We start from the raw sequence: 16,757 nt of genomic DNA, 5'->3' as shown, positions 1-16,757 counted from the left end.
AATCCGCCTGTCGCCAAACCGAACAGCGACTGCGAGATCTGATAGCCGGTGTTGTTGAAGTCGTCGAACGGGTGCAGCCAGGTCTCCACGCGCACCCGCACGTGCCCGAACAGCTGGTACGCGAAGACGAATCCGATACCGAGCAGCACCAGCCCGATGGCCACCCAGCCCACCCGCTCGGTGGCGATGTACAGCATCACCAGCACGGTGGCGAAGATGAGCAGCGAGGTGCCGAGATCCTTCTCCAGCACCAGCACGCCGACGCAGACCACCCAGACCGCCAGGATCGGGCCCATATCGCGGGCGCGCGGCAACTCCAGGCCGAACACGTGCTTGCCGGCCGCGGTGAACAGATCGCGCTTGGCGACCAGCACCCCCGCGAAGAAGATGATCAGCAGGATCTTCGCGAACTCACCCGGCTGAACGCTGAAGCCCGGCAGGCGAATCCAGATCTTGGCGCCGTTCACCTCGGAGAACCGGCTGGGCAGCAGCGCGGGCAGCGCCAATGCCACCAGCCCGCCCAGGCCGAGCGTGTAGGCGTAGCGGGCCAGCGTCCGGTAGTCACGCAGCACGATCAAGAGCCCCATGAAAACCACCATCCCCAACCCCGTCCACAGCACCTGCTGGTTCGCGTCGGGGGAGGGGATGGGCTTGGAGGCGAAGATCGCATCCTGCTTCTCGGCCAGGTCCAGGCGATGGATCAGCACCAGCCCGAGTCCGTTGAGCAGGGCCACGATCGGTAGTAGGAGCGGGTCCGCGAAGGGTGCGAACCGCCGCACCGCCAGATGCGCCACCCCGAACAACGCCAGATAGGCCGCGCCGAGTTTGGCGATGTCCCAGGTGATGGATTGTTCCTGGCTGGCCTCCACCAGCACCAGCGACACCGTGGTGATCAGCGCCGCCAAACCCAGCAGCAGCAGTTCCACGTTCCGCCGGGTGGACGGCGGTGGCGCGGGAGCGAATCCGCCCGGGGGACTGGGAAAAGCCCCAGCGGACGGTGGTGGCGGGGCGGACATCAGTCCGTCCACCTACAGTTCTGCCCCGGGGTCTGCGGTGCGGTCGTGCTGGTGACCGGCGGGGTGGGCTGGTCGGACTTGGCCGGAGACAGCGGCTTCTCACCCCCGGGCGCGGCGGCGGTGGTGGGTGCGGCGGTGGTCGGCGCGGCCGGCGTGGTGGTGGCGCCGGGCTGAGCCGGATCGGTGCCGGGGGGCGGGGGAGTGGTGGCGGGCTGCTGCGCGGGCTGCTTCTCGCAGGCGGGCAGCAGTTCCTTCTCGGCGAGCGCGCGCATCTGCTTGACGGCTTCCTCGCGTGAGCCCGGCGGCAGGCCCTTGTCGACCGAATCCCGGCCGCTGGGGCGCAGATCGGTGAGCTTCAGCTCGGCGCAGCCGGACGGGAAGGAGGTACCGGGGGCGGCCAGGGTGAGTTCACCGGTCTTGGTGACGCAACCGATCTGATCGACGTCGCGGATCGAATAACCCAGGACCGAACCGGGCAGTCCGCGCAGTATCACGACCTTGCTGCCTTCGGCGCCCACGTAATAGTTGCTGCGAATCATGTTGTAGCCGACCGTCAATCCCGCGCCGATGGCCACCAGCAGCGCCACCGACAGTGCGATCCAGCGCACCTTGTGACTCTTCTTGGGCGGTTCGGGCTCGGCCTGCTGCACCTGTCTACGGGGTGCGGCGCGCGGCGGGCGCATGGCGGCGGCCCGGCCGGCGGCGGTGTTCGGTGGCGGCGTGTCCTCGTCCTCGCCGGAGGCCGCGCCCGCCACGATCGGATGCGATTGCCCGTAATCCAGATCGATGACATCGGCGACGACGACGGTGACATTGTCGGGACCGCCACTGCGCAAAGCCAATTCGATGAGCCGGTCCGCCGACTCGTCGGTGCTGCCCTCGCGCAGGGTGTTGGCGATGGTCTCGTCGCTCACCACATCGGAGAGGCCGTCCGAGCAGAGCAGATACCGGTCCCCGGCGCGAGCCTCGCGCACGACCAGGGTCGGCTCGATCTCGTTGCCGGTGAGCGCGCGCATGATCAGCGAGCGCTGCGGATGGGTATGGGCCTGCTCCGGGGTGATGCGCCCCTCGTCGACCAGCGACTGCACGAAGGTGTCGTCGCGGGTGATCTGGGTGAGCTCGCCGTTGCGGAGCATGTAGGCGCGGGAGTCGCCGATATGCGCCAGGCCGAGTTTGCGGCCCGCGAACAGGATGGCGGTGAGCGTGGTGCCCATGCCGTCGAGTTCCGGTTCCTCCTCGACCTGATCGGCGATGGACGCATTGCCTTCGTGCACAGCGCGATCCAGCTTGCCGAGCAGATCGTCGCCCGGTTCGTCGTCGTCGAGGTGCGCGAGGGCGGCGATCATCAATTGCGAGGCGACTTCACCGGCGGCGTGGCCGCCCATGCCGTCCGCGAGCGCGAGCAGTCGCGCACCGGCGTAGACGGAGTCCTCGTTGTTGGCTCGGACGAGACCGCGGTCGCTACGTGCGGCGTAGCGCAGAACAAGTGTCACGATCGCAGCTCGATCACTGTCTTACCGACACGGACAGGGGTACCGAGCGGAACTCGGACCGGGGTGGTGACCTTCGACCGGTCGAGGTAGGTCCCATTGGTGGAACCGAGATCCTCGACATACCAATCTTCCCCGCGCGGCGACAGACGCGCGTGGCGGGTGGATGCGTAGTCGTCGGTGAGGACCAGTGTGGAGTCGTCCGCGCGCCCGATCAGCACCGGCTGCGAGCCGAGTGAGATGCGAGTGCCGGCGAGTGAACCCTGAGTCACCACGAGATATTTGGCGCCCTTCTGGCCCCGGCGGAACGATGGGAGCACCGCGGAACCGCCTGCGGCCCGTGGCGCGACCCGGAGACCGGAGGCCGCGTAGATATCGCTGCGCAGGGTACGGAGCACCGCCCACACGAACAGCCACAGCAGCAGCAGGAACCCCGCGCGTGTCAGTTGCAGGATCAATCCCTGCACGGTGCTCCACCTCCTGTTGGACCGTGTCGTAGGTACGGCTCGCCGACCCCCAACCGGTGTTGTGCTCGGGTTTCCGCCGCGGGTATTGGCAGCATCATAGGGCCGACGACCGGTTGCGATCACGATACGACCGAGTAATTGTCAGCCATATCGTGACCTGCATCGCGAGCTTACGGGATCAGACGATCCGGATCAGGATCTCGGAATGCCCGGCGCGGATGACATCGCCGTCGGCGAGCTGCCAATCCTGGACGGGTGACCCGTTGACCAGCGTGCCATTGGTCGAACCGAGGTCCGAGAGCATCGCGGTCTGACCGTCCCAGCGAACTTCGATGTGCCGCCGGGAAACCCCGGTATCGGGCAGGCGGAAGTGCGCGTCCTGGCCGCGGCCGATGATGTTGGAACCCTCGCGCAGCTGATACGTCCGGCCGGAGCCGTCGTCGAGTTGCAGCGTGGCCGAGTAGCTGGAACCGGCGGGCGCGTAGCCCCCGGCCGGCTGGCCGTAGCCCGGCTGCTGGGCGTAGCCCTGATCGTCGGCGTAGCCGCCCTGATCCGGGTACTGGCCGTAGCCCTGCTGGCCGTAACCCTGTTGATCGGCGTAGCCCTGGTCGTACCCGGGCTGCTGCTGGCCGTAGCCGCCGCCCGGCTGGCCGTACCCCGGGTCGGCGTAGCCCGGATCGGCATAACCCTGCTGGCCGTAACCCTGTTGATCGGCGTAGCCCTGGTCGTACCCCGGCTGCTGCTGGCCGTAGCCCTGCTGCCCACCACGGCCCGCCGGTGGCGGCGCGTACCCGCGGTTTCGGGGATCGGACTCCGCGGGCTCACGGCTTGGGTCGTAGCCTGAGTTCTGCGTCATGGGGCCAGCTCCTGGTTGCGGGTCGGTTCGTTGTGGTCGTTCAGGTCTGCGTGCCGGGCTTGCCCTGCCGGCTGCGTCCGGATCGACGCGACCGCGTGTCCTGAACTGTCCGGTGTGCAGCGTAGGTGATGCCTCGAACTCCACGTGCACTTCGCCGTAGGTCTGCCATCCTTGGTCGCGGATGTAGTCCTGTAGATGTTTGGCGAAAGCGCGGATGGCGAGGTCGTGATCAGCCTGTCCGTCACCCTGGACGAGCTTGCCCAGATCCGACTCGTTGACCGTGATCACATAGGCGTTCGGGGCCAGGAGATGACCGCCGCCGAGATCTTCGATGTGGTCGGCGGCTTCGCGCTGGAGCGCCGCTTCGACCTCCGCGGCCACCACACTGCCGCCGAACACCCTGGCGAACACGTCACCCACGGCACCCTGGAGGCGACGTTCGAATCGCGAAACGATACCCATCGCCCCTCCTCTCGGGTCTCGACGCTCCTCGAGTGAAGCGTGCGTCGTGTCGTGGTGGTGGTGTGACGTTGTGGGTCGCGCGATGTGCCCCCGATACACCGACACGCGGACGTGGCGTGTCGCCGTAGGGACACGGTGATTGCATGATATCCACGATCGTCCACACCTGTAACTCTTGAAGACCGCCCCGGGTTCCCGGGCTGCGCTGACCTGCCCGCATGGCGGATAACCAGGCGATTTCGTTTTGATGGATACCCCGTGATACGTTCTTTAAGTCGCTCGGGCGAGTGGCGGAATGGCAGACGCGCTGGCTTCAGGTGCCAGTGTCCGTAAGGACGTGGGGGTTCAAGTCCCCCTTCGCCCACAACACGAAGAAGGCCCGGTCCAATGGACCGGGCCTTCTTTTTCGTCCGGGGCCGGGTCCGCTGAGTGGGACTGCGCGCCAACCGATTTCCGGGCCGAAACCGCAGGTGAAACCTTTTGTGACGAGGATCTCAGACCCGTCCGTGAACCGCGGGGGCGCGCGGTTGCCGAGGGTCCCGGAAAAGGTCTCGGCGGGGTGCGAATTGATTGCCGGGAGGTATCGGGTGGGGTATGCGCCCGATTTCGATCCAGTTATGCCTGATGCGAGTTTAGGCAAATCCCCGATAAACAAACTTTGAGTTTGTTTGACCGGCGGCGATCGCTAAGCAATGCCCGCGAGCTGCGGAGAAACGCCAGTTGAACGCGGGTTGAACCGATCATGGACGCCAATCTCGCGAGTTTTCCGCAAACCACCCGGCGGGGGTCTCGACGAGTTCCGTGCAAGGGGTCGAAACGGTCGCTCGAATACTGCCGGGCGGAAGGTTTTCAGGCCCGCCGCAGACCGCTCGCAAAGTGGATGCCGGAAATTAGCGATCTGCTCGGGTTCCCCACGGGGACGGGGTATTTCGCCTGGTCGCGTCGGGCGACCCGCAGGCAAGTCGGAGGTTGCGTAGCCATAACGATTGTGTACAGTCATCGGCAACGCTGGCCGCAGCTGAGCCGGACTCGCTGCGGCCAGTGGTACTCAAATCCCGGGTTGCCGGTGACTACGAAGTCGTCCCTGCCGCAACCGCTTCGGGGTGCCCCTGCGCCGAGTAACTCGGCATGTGCTCCGCCTCCGCTTCGGCCGCCGCGGCCTCCTGATCCAGCACCACCCGCCGGCCGCGACCGAACACGTAGGCCAGGAAACCGATCTCGGCGAGCGCGCCGATCCCGATCCGCAGCGCCGCCGGCAGTCCGCTCGGGGTCACGAAACCCTCGATGAAGCCCGAGACCAGCAGCACCAGCACCAGGCCCAGCGCGATCACCGCCGTCGCCCGGCCCTGCCGTGCGAGGGCCTGCGGCCGGGACTCGCGGCCCGGATCGATCAGCGTCCAGCCCAGCTTCAAGCCCGCCCCGCCGGCCACGAAAATGGCGGTCAGCTCCAGCATTCCGTGCGGCAGGATGAAACCGAAGAAGGCCTCCAGGCGTCCGGCCTCGGCCATCAGCCCGGCGCTCACGCCCAGGTTCACCGCGTTCATGAACAGCACGTAGACGGCGGGCAGGATGAGCACGCCGGTGAAGAGCGCGGCCGCCGCGACCCCGGCGTTGTTGGTCCACACCTTGGCGGCGAACGCGTCGTGCGGATGCTCGGAGTAGTAGGTCTCGAACTCGCCGCCCGCCCGGGTCAGCCGGTCGGTGTCGGTGTCGAGGCCGAAATGCTTGCGCGCCGACGCCGATTCGGCGATCCACCAGCCCAGCGCCGTCGAGCCGACCAGGAACACCGCCGCCACCGAGACCCACCACGGCCAGGAGCGGTACAGCGCCGCCGGGAAGCGCACGGTGAAGAACCGGCCGATCTCGGCCGCGGTGTCGACCCGCGCCCCCAGCACCCGCCCGCGCGCCCGGGTCAGCACCACCGAGAGCCCGGCGATCAGATCCGGATCCGCCGACCGCGCCTGCAAACCGGCCAGCTGCTGTGAGGTGAGGCGATACAGCCGCACCAATTCATCGGACTCCGCGCCGGACAACCGCTTGCGGCGGGTGGCCAATTGCTGGAGCCGGTCCCACGCCGGTTTGTGCACGAAGGTGTACGCGTCCAGATCCATGGTTGCCTTCCTGTACCGCGGCTCGGAAGAATGCTATCGGCACCTGATCAGGAGTGACATGGCACTTTTCACCACCGGCGAGGCGGTCGCCGTCGAACTGCCGATCGCGCGCATCCCCATGCGGGCCGCGGCGTTCCTGCTCGACGTCCTGACCCAGCTGATCATCGGCTTCCTGCTGGTGCTGCTGGTACAGGCGCTGCTGGAGTGGCAGCGGGCCGACGACGCCTGGCAGAGCGCGGCGGGCATCGCCTGCGCGGCGGGCACGCTGATCGGCTATCCGGCGATCTTCGAAACCCTCTCCGGCGGACGGTCGCTGGGCAAGCTGGCGTTCGGGCTGCGGGTGGTGCGCTCGGACGGCGGACCCGTCGATTTCCGGCACGCGATCACCCGGGCGCTCTCCGGACTGGTCGATTTCTGGCTGCTGGGTACCGGACTGGTCGCCATTGTCACCTCGCTGTGCTCGCCGTACGCCCGCCGCGTGGGCGATGCCCTGGCGGGGACGGTCGTCGTGCACGAACGCAGCCGGGTCCCCTTCGCCGCCTTGGCCGCATCGCCGCCGTGGCTGACGGGCTGGGCGCGGTCGCTCGATCTGTCCGGGCTGCCGGACGATCTGGCCCTCGCCGTGCGCCGCTATCTGATCCGCTTCCCCACCCTGACCCCGCAGGCCCAGGACGAACTGGGCCGCACCCTGGTCCTCACCGTCTGCGCCCGCCTGCGGGTGCTGCCGCCCAACGGCTATCCGCCGCTGCACATTCTGGGCGCGGTGCTCTCCGAACGGCAGCGCCGAGCGCTCCCTGTTCCGCAATACCTCGTGGCCCCGCCCGTCACTTTCCCACAGCGCGTGGCCTGACTTCCCTGTCATGCCGGAATGACGGGGTGGTGACGACGACGTCCGGCTCAGAGCGCCCCGGTCTGTTTGAGCTCCAGGTATTCGTCGGCGAGCGCTTCGGGGAGGCGGTCCGGGGCGGCGCTGATCACGCGGACGCCGATGCGGCGCAGTGTTTCCCGGGCGATCGCGTGCTCGGCGATGATGTTCTCCGCGGCGGCCGCCGCATACAGGTCGTCCAGGCTGGAGCGGCGGATGGCGGCGGCGGCCACCTCGGGGTCGGTGACCGAGACGACGAGCACGCGATGGCGGTCGGTGAGTATCGGGAGGACGGGCAGCAGGCCCTCCTGCACGATCGCGCCATCGAGATGGGTGAACCAGACCACCAGGCTGCGGCGGCGGGCGCGTTGCAGCGTGGCGCGCATCAGCCCCCGGTAGTCGGTGTCCACCAGTTCGGGGGTGATCGCGGCGAGCGCGTGCATGAGCTTGAGCTGCAAGCGTTTTCCGCCGATACCGCGCACCTCGGTGCGCACCCGCCGGTCGTAGGCGAGCAGATCGACCGAGTCGCCGCCGGTCGCGGCGAGCCCGCCGAGCAGCAGCGCCGCTTCGATGGTGGCGTCGAGCCGAGTCCCGTCGCCGACCCGTCCCGCGCTCACCCGGCCGGTATCCAGCAGCATGACCACGTGCCGGTTGCGCTCCGGCCGCCAGGTGCGCACCACCACGTCCTTGGCGCGCGCGGTGGCCCGCCAGTCGATGGTGCGGACGTCGTCGCCGGCCACATAATCACGGTAGGAATCGAATTCGGTGCCCTGCCCGCGCAGGATGGTGGTGTTGCGGCCCTCCAGCTGTTGCAGCTGCTTCACCTTGGAGGCGAGGATTTTCTCGCTGCGGAACGGCGGCAGCGCGCGCAGCCGGGCCGGTACTTCGCGGCGCACCTGGCGGCCCGCCATGCCGAGCGGTCCCAGCAGTCGCACCGTCACCGGTCCGGCGACCCGGTCACCGCGATAGGTGGGCGTGAGCTCGGTGTGCAGCCGAATCTTGCTGTTGGGCGGCAGTTTCAGCCGATGCGCGCGCCGGTCCGCGTGCGCGCTGGCGGGCCAGTCGTCCCAGAGCTGCCCGCGCAGAGTCCGCGTGCCGGTATTGACCGCGACCAACTCCACTTCGATGGTGCGGCCCGAGCGCACGGTGGTGACGGGTTGGCGCGAGAACCGAAGTGCGCCGGGCGAACCCATCGCCACGAGATCGGCGAGCGCCAGCAGCGCCAGTAGCGCCGTCCCCGCCGCGACGCCGATCCAGGACGGCAGCACCAGGGTGACGAGCAGCGCCACGACGCCCGCCGCGAGCGCCAACCGGCCGGTGACGACCACGGTCTAGACCGGAACGGGGACGGAAAGCAGCAGCGACGCCATCACACCCTCGGCGGTCACGCCCTCCACCTCGTGCTCGGGCTTGAGGTGCAGGCGATGCCGGAGCACCGCCGTCGCAACGGCTTTCACGTCGTCGGGGGTGACGTAGCCGCGCCCGTTCAGCCAGGCGAAGGCGCGCGCGGCCGCCATCAGCGCGGTCGCGCCGCGGGTGGAGGCGCCGTGCGCGACGGCGGGCGAGGTGCGGGTGGCGCGGCACAGGTCCACGATGTAGGCCAGCACCTCGGGGCTCAGCGTCACCTGGGCGACGGCGGCGCGGGCGGCCGCCAGATGCGCGGCGTTCGCGACGGGACGCAGTCCGGCCCCGGCCAGATCACGGGGGTCGAATCCGGCGGCATGGCGTTGCAGAATGCGGAATTCGTCGTCGCGGCCGGGCAATTGGATATCGACCTTGAACAGGAACCGGTCCAGCTGCGCCTCCGGCAGCGGATAGGTGCCCTCCTGCTCGATCGGGTTCTGGGTGGCGATCACCACGAACGGATCCGGCAGCGGCTGCGGTACGCCGTCGACCGAAACCTGTCGCTCCTCCATCGATTCCAGCAGCGCGGACTGGGTTTTCGGTGGGGTGCGGTTGATTTCGTCGGCGAGCAGCAGGTTGGTGAAGACCGGACCCTTGCGGAAGGTGAACTCGGCCGAGTGCGGGTCGTAGATCTGCGAACCGGTGACATCGCCGGGCATCAGGTCGGGGGTGAACTGGATGCGCGCGTGCTCCAGGTCCAGCGCCTCGGCCAGCGCCCGCACCAGCAGCGTCTTCGCCACGCCCGGAACGCCTTCCAGCAGCACGTGCCCGCGGCACAGCAGCGCCAGCACCAGGTACATGACGGCGTAGTCGTTGCCGACGACCGCCTTGCCGATCTCCCCGCGCAGCGCCAGCAGCGCCTGTTGCGCCTGCTCCGCGGTGGGGGAGTGGTTGGTGTTCAGCTTTTCCAGGGGCTGAGACTGCGTCACAAGACCTCCGCTTCGATCCATTCGAGTTGTGCGGCCACGAGTTCCAGCGTGGCCAGGTCGGCGACCGGGTCGTAGAGCGCGGCCCGGACCGAGCCGGGGGCCGCGCCGGTACGGCCGGCGATGGCGGCGATCACCAATTCGGGTGCGGCGTCCGCGGTCACGTGCAGCGCGGGCCGCAGCCGCCGCAGCGCGGCCGCCCGCAGTTTCGCGGCCACATGATCGTGATCGCGGGATTTGCGGTACAGCCCGGCCTGCCCGGTCAGCAGTTCGTTGGCGGGCGCCTCCACCGGCCGGGGCTCGCCGACCACCGTGCCGCGCCGCCGGCCACGCCAGCAGATGACGATGAGCCAGACCAGCAGCCACTGGGTGCCGCCGAAGGCCAGCCAGCCGGGCAGGCTCTCGAAGATCGAGTCGTCGCCCTCGCCGAAATCCGGATCGACATCCGGGGCGTCGGGGGTCTCGGGTTTGGGTGGTGGCGGCGTCCGCGGCTTGTCCGGGACCTCGGGGGCGCCGAGATGGAGCATCGAGTAGATGAACAGGCCGAGCACCAGCAAGCCGACCAGGACCGCCCAGAAACGCCAATCACGCAGCAGCGCGGGCACTTCGATGGGCTCCCGGTCGCGCTTGTCCTTGCGCCCCGCCCGCCGCTTGCGGGCCTTGCGCCGTTCCGCGCCGACCTCGACCGGTTCGGTCTTGGGCGGCGGCGCGATCGAGAACCGGTCGGCCTGTTCCAGCCGGCGGTACTCGGCCTCGGTGGCGGGCCGGCCACCGTAGACGATTTCGTCGAAACTATGTGCCACCGGCGGCAATTCGACCGCTTCGGCGGGCATGGCGGTGGTCGCGGCGCGCGCGGTCTCCTGCGCGGTGCGACCCGGCTCCACCTCCAGCACGCCGCGTTGTTCCAGGCCGCGCGAGACCGCTCGATACCTTTCCCGCAGCGCCACCCCGAATTCCGCGCGGCGCGCGGCCTCCTCGGCGGCCGCCAGGTGCGCGGCGGCCGGGCGCAGCGCGGGCTCGGGCGGGACGGCGGCCGGGCCGAATTGTCCCGGGGGAGTGGTCGGTTCGGTCATCGCACGCCCTCCACGGGAACGGCGATATCCCAGCCTTCGCGCCGGCAACGGCGATCGATATAGCTGACCGTGCGGGTCGCCGACTCCACCACTTCGCCGAAGGCGAGCACGGCCATGGCGAGGCAGATCAGCACGATGGTGACCGACCACCGATGGGTGCCGAAAATGCTGGAGATGAAGCTCCACAGCGTGAACAGCGGCAGCGCGATCACCACCGCCAGCAGGAAGCGGTGATACAGCCAGAGGCCGACGGTCTGCCATTCCGACCCGCTCGCAAGCAGTTTCGCGCGCGCCGCGGCGACGCGATACGGGGCCGACTCCTCGAAGATGACGACCGCGGTGGTGAACCGCCGGCCGCGCAACCAGGCCAGCCAGACGCCGGCCAGCGGCAGCGTGATCATCAATGGCGTGCCCAGCGCCAGCACCCCGAGGGCGACCAGCGTGAACACGATCGAATAGGCGAGGAGCGGACCCGCGTGCGTACCGAGCCGATTCAGGGCTCCCCGCCAGCTCATCGGCGACTGCCCGTGCACCGCGGCCAGCACGATGGGAATCGTCACGCCGCGCACGAACATTCGCATCGCCCAGGCGCAGAGCAGGCCGCCCAGCAGCGCGCCCCAGAAGGTCCCGGCATCGGAGTCGCCGGTGACGGCGGCGACCAGCACGGTGACGCCGATGGTGAGCAGTGCGGCGATGGCGGCCGCGACACCGGCCAGTGCCATCAGCGTCTTCAACCTGGCCTGAATCAGCCCGAACGGCAGGTCCAGCAGCTCCCGGAACTGCAATGGACGGAACGGCACCGGCGCGGGATCAGGTATCGGTTCCCCCACCGAGCCGGTCGGCGGACCGACAGAGTCGGCGGCGGCTGGCAACACGCCGCCGAGCGTACCGCCTCTCCGCGTATTTAGCGCCCGGCCGAGAGCCGTGGCCTGCGGTGTATGCGGCCGACGGCCGGGTGCCGAGCCTGTTTCGGACGTCCCCGGTGAGTTACCCCGATCCTTGCGAGATCAGTGGTCGCGTTTGAGCAGTCGCGCGACGACCTGCTTATAGAGGTCGGGATCGATGGGCGGCAGGCCGAGCAGGGAGCGCAGGTAGACGCCATCGCCGACCAATTGCACGATCTCGGCCTGGACCGGATCCGGGATCTCCCGATCGAGCGGGGCCCGCCACGAGGCCAGGATCTCGGTGAAGGCCCGGTCGGTCTCGGCGTGGCCGGTGTCCTGCGATCCGTCGATGGTGCGCATGGCGGCGAGCATCGACCGGTAAAGCGCGAGTTCGACGGCGTCGGCGCTGTCATCGGGATGGGGGGCCTGCAAATACCATTCGGCCACCGAACGACCCTGTTCCTGAGCCGTTTTCACCTGTTCGTCGGCGCGTTCGCCGACCCGGCGCAGCAATCCGGCGAGCAGCGCGTCCTTGCTCTTGAAGTGATAGAGCAGCCCGCCCTTCGACACCCCGGCCTTGGCGGCCACGTTCTCCAGCGTCACCTGGGACATGCCTTTGTCGAGCAGCAGCGTCTCGAGCGCGTCGAGGATCTTCTCCCGGGTCGTCGTCACATTCGGGAACCTTACCGCCCGAGCGCTTGTGTACCGTCTGGACGGTCCATCTGCTACTGTACCGTCTGGACGGTTCAACTATTCGAGAGAAAAGGCTCATGACCACCCAGCCCTCCGCCCGATCGGGAACAGCGGCGGAACCCCAGCTCATCGACATCCGGACCTACACCCCGGGACCCAAGGCGCGACCCCGCGACTGGGCCGGGCTCGGCGTGCTCGCGCTCGCCCTGCTGCTCATCTCGGTCGACGCGACCGTGCTGGACCTGGCGGTCCCCTCCATCACCGCGCAGCTCGCGCCCACCACGCCGCAGCTGCTGTGGATCATCGACGTCTACTCGTTCGTGCTGGCCGGCCTGCTGGTCACCATGGGCACCCTCGGCGACCGCATCGGGCGGCGGCGACTGCTGCTGATCGGCGCGATCGGGTTCGCGCTGGCGTCGGCGCTCGCGGCCTGGGCCGTCAGCCCGGCCATGCTCATCGCGGCCCGCGTCTTGCAGGGCGTGGCCGGCGCGACGCTGATGCCCGCCACCCTCGGCCTGATTCGTTCCATGTTCCAGCACGCGCGGCAGCGCACCCTGGCCATCTCGGTGTGGGGTGCGATGGCGGCCTCCGGTGCGGCCTTCGGTCCGCTGCTCGGCGGCTGGATGCTGGAGCACTTCTGGTGGGGCTCGGTCTTTCTGGTGAACCTGCCGGTCATGGCGGTACTGGTGCTGGCGGCCCCGCTGCTGGTGCCGGAGTCGCGGGATCCGAACCCGGGCCGTTTCGATCTGACCAGCGCCGCGCTGTCCATGCTGGCGCTGATCCCGATCGTGTACGCGGTCAAGGAGTTCGCGGCGCACGGGCCGAGCTTGAACCTGCTCGTCGCCGCCATCGTCGGCGTGGTGTCGGGTTATGCGTTCATCCGGCGCCAGCAGGGTCTGGCGGCCCCGCTCATCGATCTGGACCTGTTCCGGCTGCCGCAGTTCCGGGCCGCCGTCTGCACCAACCTGCTGTCGGTGTTCGCACTGGCCGGGGTGTTGTTCTTCGGTTCGCAGTACCTGCAATTGGTGCTCGGCAAGTCGCCCCTGGAAGCGGGTCTGCTGTTGATCCCGGGCACCATCGGCTCGATGGCCGGTGCGCTGGCCGCGGCCTGGCTGGTGCGCTGGTGGCGGCCGGCCGCGGTGCTCGCGGGTGCGCTGGTGACGGTCGCGGCGGGCGCCACCCTCTACTGGCTGCTGCCCACGGATCCGTCGGGTTCGGTGACCCCGTTCATCGTCGGCTTCCTGCTCATCGGCCTGGGTGAGGGTGTGGCGCTGACGGTTTCGTCGGACATGATCGTCAGCACCGCCCCCGAGGCGCGGGCCGGCAATGCCGCCGCCATTTCGGAGACGGCCATGGAGATGGGTATCGCCCTGGGTGTCGCCATCCTCGGCAGCGTGGTGATGGCGGCCTTCCGGCAGGGCCTGGATCTCACCCATGTCCCGGGTGTGCAGGCCGCTGCGGCCCGCGAATCCCTGGGCGGCGCGGTCGAAACCGCCCGCGCCCTACCGCAACCGGTCGCCGGTGAGCTGCTGGACTCGGCGCACTCCGCGTTCGTCAGCGGCATCCACCTGGCCGCCACCGGCACCACGGTGATCCTGTTGATCACCGCCGTGGTCGCCTACCGCGCGGCGTCCGAGCGCCGTTCGGTCTGATCCATCGAAAAGGCTGTGGCCCGCATGTTTCCGTGTTCTACGTGAAACATTGCGGGCCACAGCCGTTTCAAATCGATACCGCCTAGTCCTTCTTACCCGGCGGCAGCTCGCGCGGTCCGCGGTACTCCAGCTCCGGATCATTGCGTCCCGGGATGGCGTCCTGCTGTGGCGCGGCGGGCAGCGGGTAACCGGGGTCGACGACCTGGCCGGGCGGCAGCTGCCCGTAGCCGGGGTACTGCTGATACTGCGGGTGCATGGTGGCCGCCATGCGCTCGGCGTACACGTGCTGCGGCGATCCCGGCGGCAGCTGGTACCCGTACTGCTGCTGCGGAATGTATTGCGGCTGCGGCGCATACACCTGCTGCTGTTGCTGCTGGGCCGAATCCTCGGAATCCACGGTCACCTTGCGGGTCCGCCGCAGCGTGAAGGTGATCTCCTCGGCCTCCTCGAACGCCTGCCGCACCGTCCGCAGCGGATGCGTGGCCGTATCGATGGCATTCGCCACGAAGGACGGCACCAGCGGGCGGATCCAGCGGGCGGCGGTATCGGTGAAGGGCACGGTGCCGATGATCGGAAGCTCCAGTCCGCCACCCTTGTTCGCGGCGGCGGGCTGGGCGCCCTGGACCGCCGGGGCGAGCGCTCCGCCGGAATGCGCCGGCGTCAGCACGCCGGGGGCGAGCTGGGCGGGCAGGTTCGGCGTATGTGTCACGATCCCCTCCTGAGACACGGAGCTGTCCTTTCGGTCTCCGGCCGATGGTCCGGCCGGTAGTTCATGCTGGGTGGCCCGGTCGAATTCGGCGACGGCGCGCTGGGCGGGCTCGGTGATGCCGATCTCGAAATTGCCGATGGCGGCGATGACCCGGCGGCGCTGTTGCTCGCGGTCGATCGCGGTATCGGCGTGCGCGGCCAATTTGGCGGCGGTGAGCTGTTGTTCGGCGCGCAGCGCCTCGGTCTCCACCCGCACCTCGGCCTGCTTGAGCGCGATGGCCGTGGTGGCGGCCTGCTCGACCCGCCCGGTACGGGTGCGGACCTCGACCTCGCGATCGAAGGAGGTCTCGCCCCGCCACCGGCGCAGCAGCAGCGGCAGCAGCGCCAGCCCGATCATCAGCACGGCGATGGCGACGCGCAGTACGGCGGGGCCGAAATGGCTTGTGGTGTAGTCGTTCATGGCGACCCAGCGCGCCCCGAGCCCGCGATCGCCCGCGGTGTAGGCGTCGGTGCGCGCGGTCGCGAGCGCCTTTTTCTTGTCCTCGACGCGCGTGTCCACGCCGTCGACCTTGGCCTGCGCGGTGGACAACCGGGTGCGGGCGTCCTCGAGCAGCTGGTTGGCGGTGCGCTCCTCGGGTCCGCGCCCCGGCACGCCGGTGATCGGCACCTGCGCGCAGTTCCCGGCCGGATTGAATTCGCAGCGCGCGATCACCAGGGCGGTGTCGATATCGTTCTGCGCCTTGCTGATCTGCTGCTCGAGGCTGGTCTTCTCGCCGCGTGCCTGGTCGAGGTCGGCGCGCGCGTTCACCACCACCGGCGTGGATTCGACGCCGCGCTGGGCGGTTTCGTCGAGCAGCCGGTTCACGCTGCCGCCGAAGAGTACGGTGCCGGCCAATTCGGCGATCAGCACGCCCGCTCCGATCGCGACCGCGATGCGGCCCGCGAATTCGGCTCGCGCCCGGCGGTTTTCATCGCGCGCGGGGGTGGCGGCGGTGGCCAGCGCCCGGGATACGGCCCCCGTCAGCAGGGTGACCAGCAGGGCCGCGCCGATGACGGCGAGCAGCGGCCAGTCGGCGGCGCTCGTGGCCAGCGCCGTGACCGCTCCGGATACGGCTGCGAAGAGCGCCACAACGGCGCCGCTCACCGTATAACCGGCGCGATCGTGAGGCTGTAGGAGTTGTGTCTGTGCTCCGCCCAGCCAGACCAGTAGCCCCGTGAACCCGCCCGCCGCGGTGGCGGTGGTGCCGGCGGCCGGTCGGCCGGATTCGGATGCGCCCCCCGGAGCAGCGGAAACGTTCGTTTCAGGGACATGGTGAACGGTCATGGGAGCTCACATCCTCTAAGTCCCAGGCTGATTCGGTTCGCTAAACCGTCTCTGATTCGTTGTCTCAGCGTGACAGGCGAAGCGCGGTTCCATCGCCTCCGGCGGCTGGGATGTGGCCAGGCTCACAGCAGCACGTTTCCGGCACGTGACGTGGCTTTGATCACGGCCTGAACGGCTCGAATACCTGCGCGAATAGTGACTCGAGCCATAGTCACTGTTTGCCAGCTGTGTGCTCGAGTCCACAAACGGGAAAGATTCCGTACGGTCGGCAGGTTGCCTGAGCACGTCGCCCGGACCGCCGGCGGGCCGGTCGGCGGTGTCCGGAGAAATAGCCCGCCTTTGCCCGGTTTGCCGGAACCCCTTGCGGGGAAATCTGTTTCATTGCAGGTGAGAGGCCCTCCCGATGCTGCGTTGGGGAGGTCCCGGAAGGCAAGTACCCGCGTGCGGATCAGTGGTGCAGTCAACTGAAAGGCCGCTGCTTGCCTGCTTTACACTGGAGAACGCGCAGGTAGTGGAGGATCGATGTAGAAGCCCAGCTAGGCACGATTATTAGTGCAACCTAAGTTGGTTGGGCCCGAGTCCTGACTTATCGTTTGCTCTTACGCCGAACGCGACAAGTTCGGCAATTCTCCCCATAAGGACGGCACCCGATCGGTGCCCAGACTAGCGGTGGAGAAAGGCACGGCAGGTGGCCAGCACGTAAGGGCTGAGTTACCGCCGAGCACCCGACTACGTACGTGAACCGAAGCGGGTGGACAACTGGAGAGTTGACTGCACGGGAAGGCCATCAGCGCGGCTGGTCTCCGAAACGTCCGGGCGCAGTCTA

At 68.7% G+C, this 16,757-nt stretch carries 13 protein-coding genes and 1 tRNA gene; 3 read left to right on the top strand and 11 right to left on the bottom strand.

Features of this window, described 5'->3' with window-relative positions; translation table 11 throughout:
* From NI1_RS27030 to NI1_RS27015, 4 genes are all read right to left on the bottom strand, one after another.
* On the bottom strand, nucleotides 1–1,016 hold a 1,016-nt coding region (locus NI1_RS27030), incomplete at its 3' end, for an FtsW/RodA/SpoVE family cell cycle protein (RefSeq protein ID WP_067826073.1).
* Nucleotides 1,016–2,509 carry a PP2C family protein-serine/threonine phosphatase gene (locus NI1_RS27025; protein ID WP_067825986.1) on the bottom strand — a complete coding sequence of 498 codons (1,494 nt, stop codon included), beginning with the start codon at nucleotides 2,507–2,509 and terminating at the stop codon, nucleotides 1,016–1,018. The genes NI1_RS27030 and NI1_RS27025, both read right to left, overlap by 1 nt.
* A complete protein-coding gene (locus tag NI1_RS27020) occupies nucleotides 2,506–2,973 on the bottom strand; it encodes an FHA domain-containing protein FhaB/FipA (protein ID WP_040802230.1) in 468 nt (155 codons plus the stop codon). Before NI1_RS27020 ends, NI1_RS27025 begins: the two co-directional genes overlap by 4 nt.
* Nucleotides 2,974–3,151: 178 nt before the next feature.
* Nucleotides 3,152–4,291 (bottom strand): FHA domain-containing protein, encoded by a 1,140-nt coding sequence (locus tag NI1_RS27015; RefSeq protein ID WP_067825984.1) that lies wholly within the window; start codon nucleotides 4,289–4,291, stop codon nucleotides 3,152–3,154.
* Between the two features lie 281 nt (nucleotides 4,292–4,572).
* On the opposite strand from NI1_RS27015, the gene NI1_RS27010 reads away from it, so the two are divergent.
* A tRNA-Leu gene (locus NI1_RS27010) sits at nucleotides 4,573–4,655 on the top strand.
* Nucleotides 4,656–5,361: 706 nt separating this feature from the next.
* On the opposite strand, the gene NI1_RS27005 is transcribed toward NI1_RS27010, so the two are convergent.
* A complete protein-coding gene (locus NI1_RS27005) occupies nucleotides 5,362–6,402 on the bottom strand; it encodes a stage II sporulation protein M (protein WP_067825982.1) in 1,041 nt (346 codons plus the stop codon).
* 58 nt (nucleotides 6,403–6,460) lie between these two features.
* Between NI1_RS27005 and NI1_RS27000 the strand changes: the two genes are divergently transcribed.
* The gene (locus NI1_RS27000) at nucleotides 6,461–7,252 is read left to right on the top strand and encodes an RDD family protein (protein WP_067826070.1); all 792 of its coding nucleotides are present in this window, start codon (nucleotides 6,461–6,463) and stop codon (nucleotides 7,250–7,252) included.
* Between the two features lie 47 nt (nucleotides 7,253–7,299).
* On the opposite strand, the gene NI1_RS26995 is transcribed toward NI1_RS27000, so the two are convergent.
* From NI1_RS26995 to NI1_RS26975, 5 genes are all read right to left on the bottom strand, one after another.
* Nucleotides 7,300–8,595 (bottom strand): DUF58 domain-containing protein, encoded by a 1,296-nt coding sequence (locus NI1_RS26995; RefSeq protein WP_067825980.1) that lies wholly within the window; start codon nucleotides 8,593–8,595, stop codon nucleotides 7,300–7,302.
* Nucleotides 8,596–8,598: 3 nt separating this feature from the next.
* Nucleotides 8,599–9,600, bottom strand: coding sequence for an AAA family ATPase (locus NI1_RS26990; protein WP_245663415.1), 1,002 nt, complete (start codon nucleotides 9,598–9,600; stop codon nucleotides 8,599–8,601).
* Nucleotides 9,597–10,670 carry a DUF4129 domain-containing protein gene (locus NI1_RS26985; RefSeq protein ID WP_067825979.1) on the bottom strand — a complete coding sequence of 358 codons (1,074 nt, stop codon included), beginning with the start codon at nucleotides 10,668–10,670 and terminating at the stop codon, nucleotides 9,597–9,599. Before NI1_RS26985 ends, NI1_RS26990 begins: the two co-directional genes overlap by 4 nt.
* Nucleotides 10,667–11,545 carry a hypothetical protein gene (locus NI1_RS26980; RefSeq protein WP_157535364.1) on the bottom strand — a complete coding sequence of 293 codons (879 nt, stop codon included), beginning with the start codon at nucleotides 11,543–11,545 and terminating at the stop codon, nucleotides 10,667–10,669. Before NI1_RS26980 ends, NI1_RS26985 begins: the two co-directional genes overlap by 4 nt.
* A 132-nt stretch (nucleotides 11,546–11,677) precedes the next feature.
* A complete protein-coding gene (locus NI1_RS26975) occupies nucleotides 11,678–12,226 on the bottom strand; it encodes a TetR/AcrR family transcriptional regulator (protein WP_067825975.1) in 549 nt (182 codons plus the stop codon).
* A 98-nt stretch (nucleotides 12,227–12,324) separates the two neighbouring features.
* Here NI1_RS26975 and NI1_RS26970 point away from each other — a divergent pair, with 98 nt between their 5' ends.
* Nucleotides 12,325–13,899, top strand: a complete 1,575-nt coding sequence (locus NI1_RS26970; protein ID WP_084523764.1) for an MFS transporter — start codon at nucleotides 12,325–12,327, stop codon at nucleotides 13,897–13,899.
* 82 nt (nucleotides 13,900–13,981) lie between these two features.
* Here NI1_RS26970 and NI1_RS26965 read toward each other — a convergent pair whose 3' ends face one another.
* Nucleotides 13,982–15,751, bottom strand: coding sequence for a DUF4407 domain-containing protein (locus NI1_RS26965; protein WP_245663414.1), 1,770 nt, complete (start codon nucleotides 15,749–15,751; stop codon nucleotides 13,982–13,984).
* Nucleotides 15,752–16,757: the final 1,006 nt, after the last annotated feature.

Source organism: Nocardia inohanensis NBRC 100128 (assembly GCF_001612945.1).
Lineage (GTDB): Bacteria > Actinomycetota > Actinomycetes > Mycobacteriales > Mycobacteriaceae > Nocardia > Nocardia inohanensis.
This window is presented reverse-complemented; position numbering and strand designations above follow the sequence as displayed.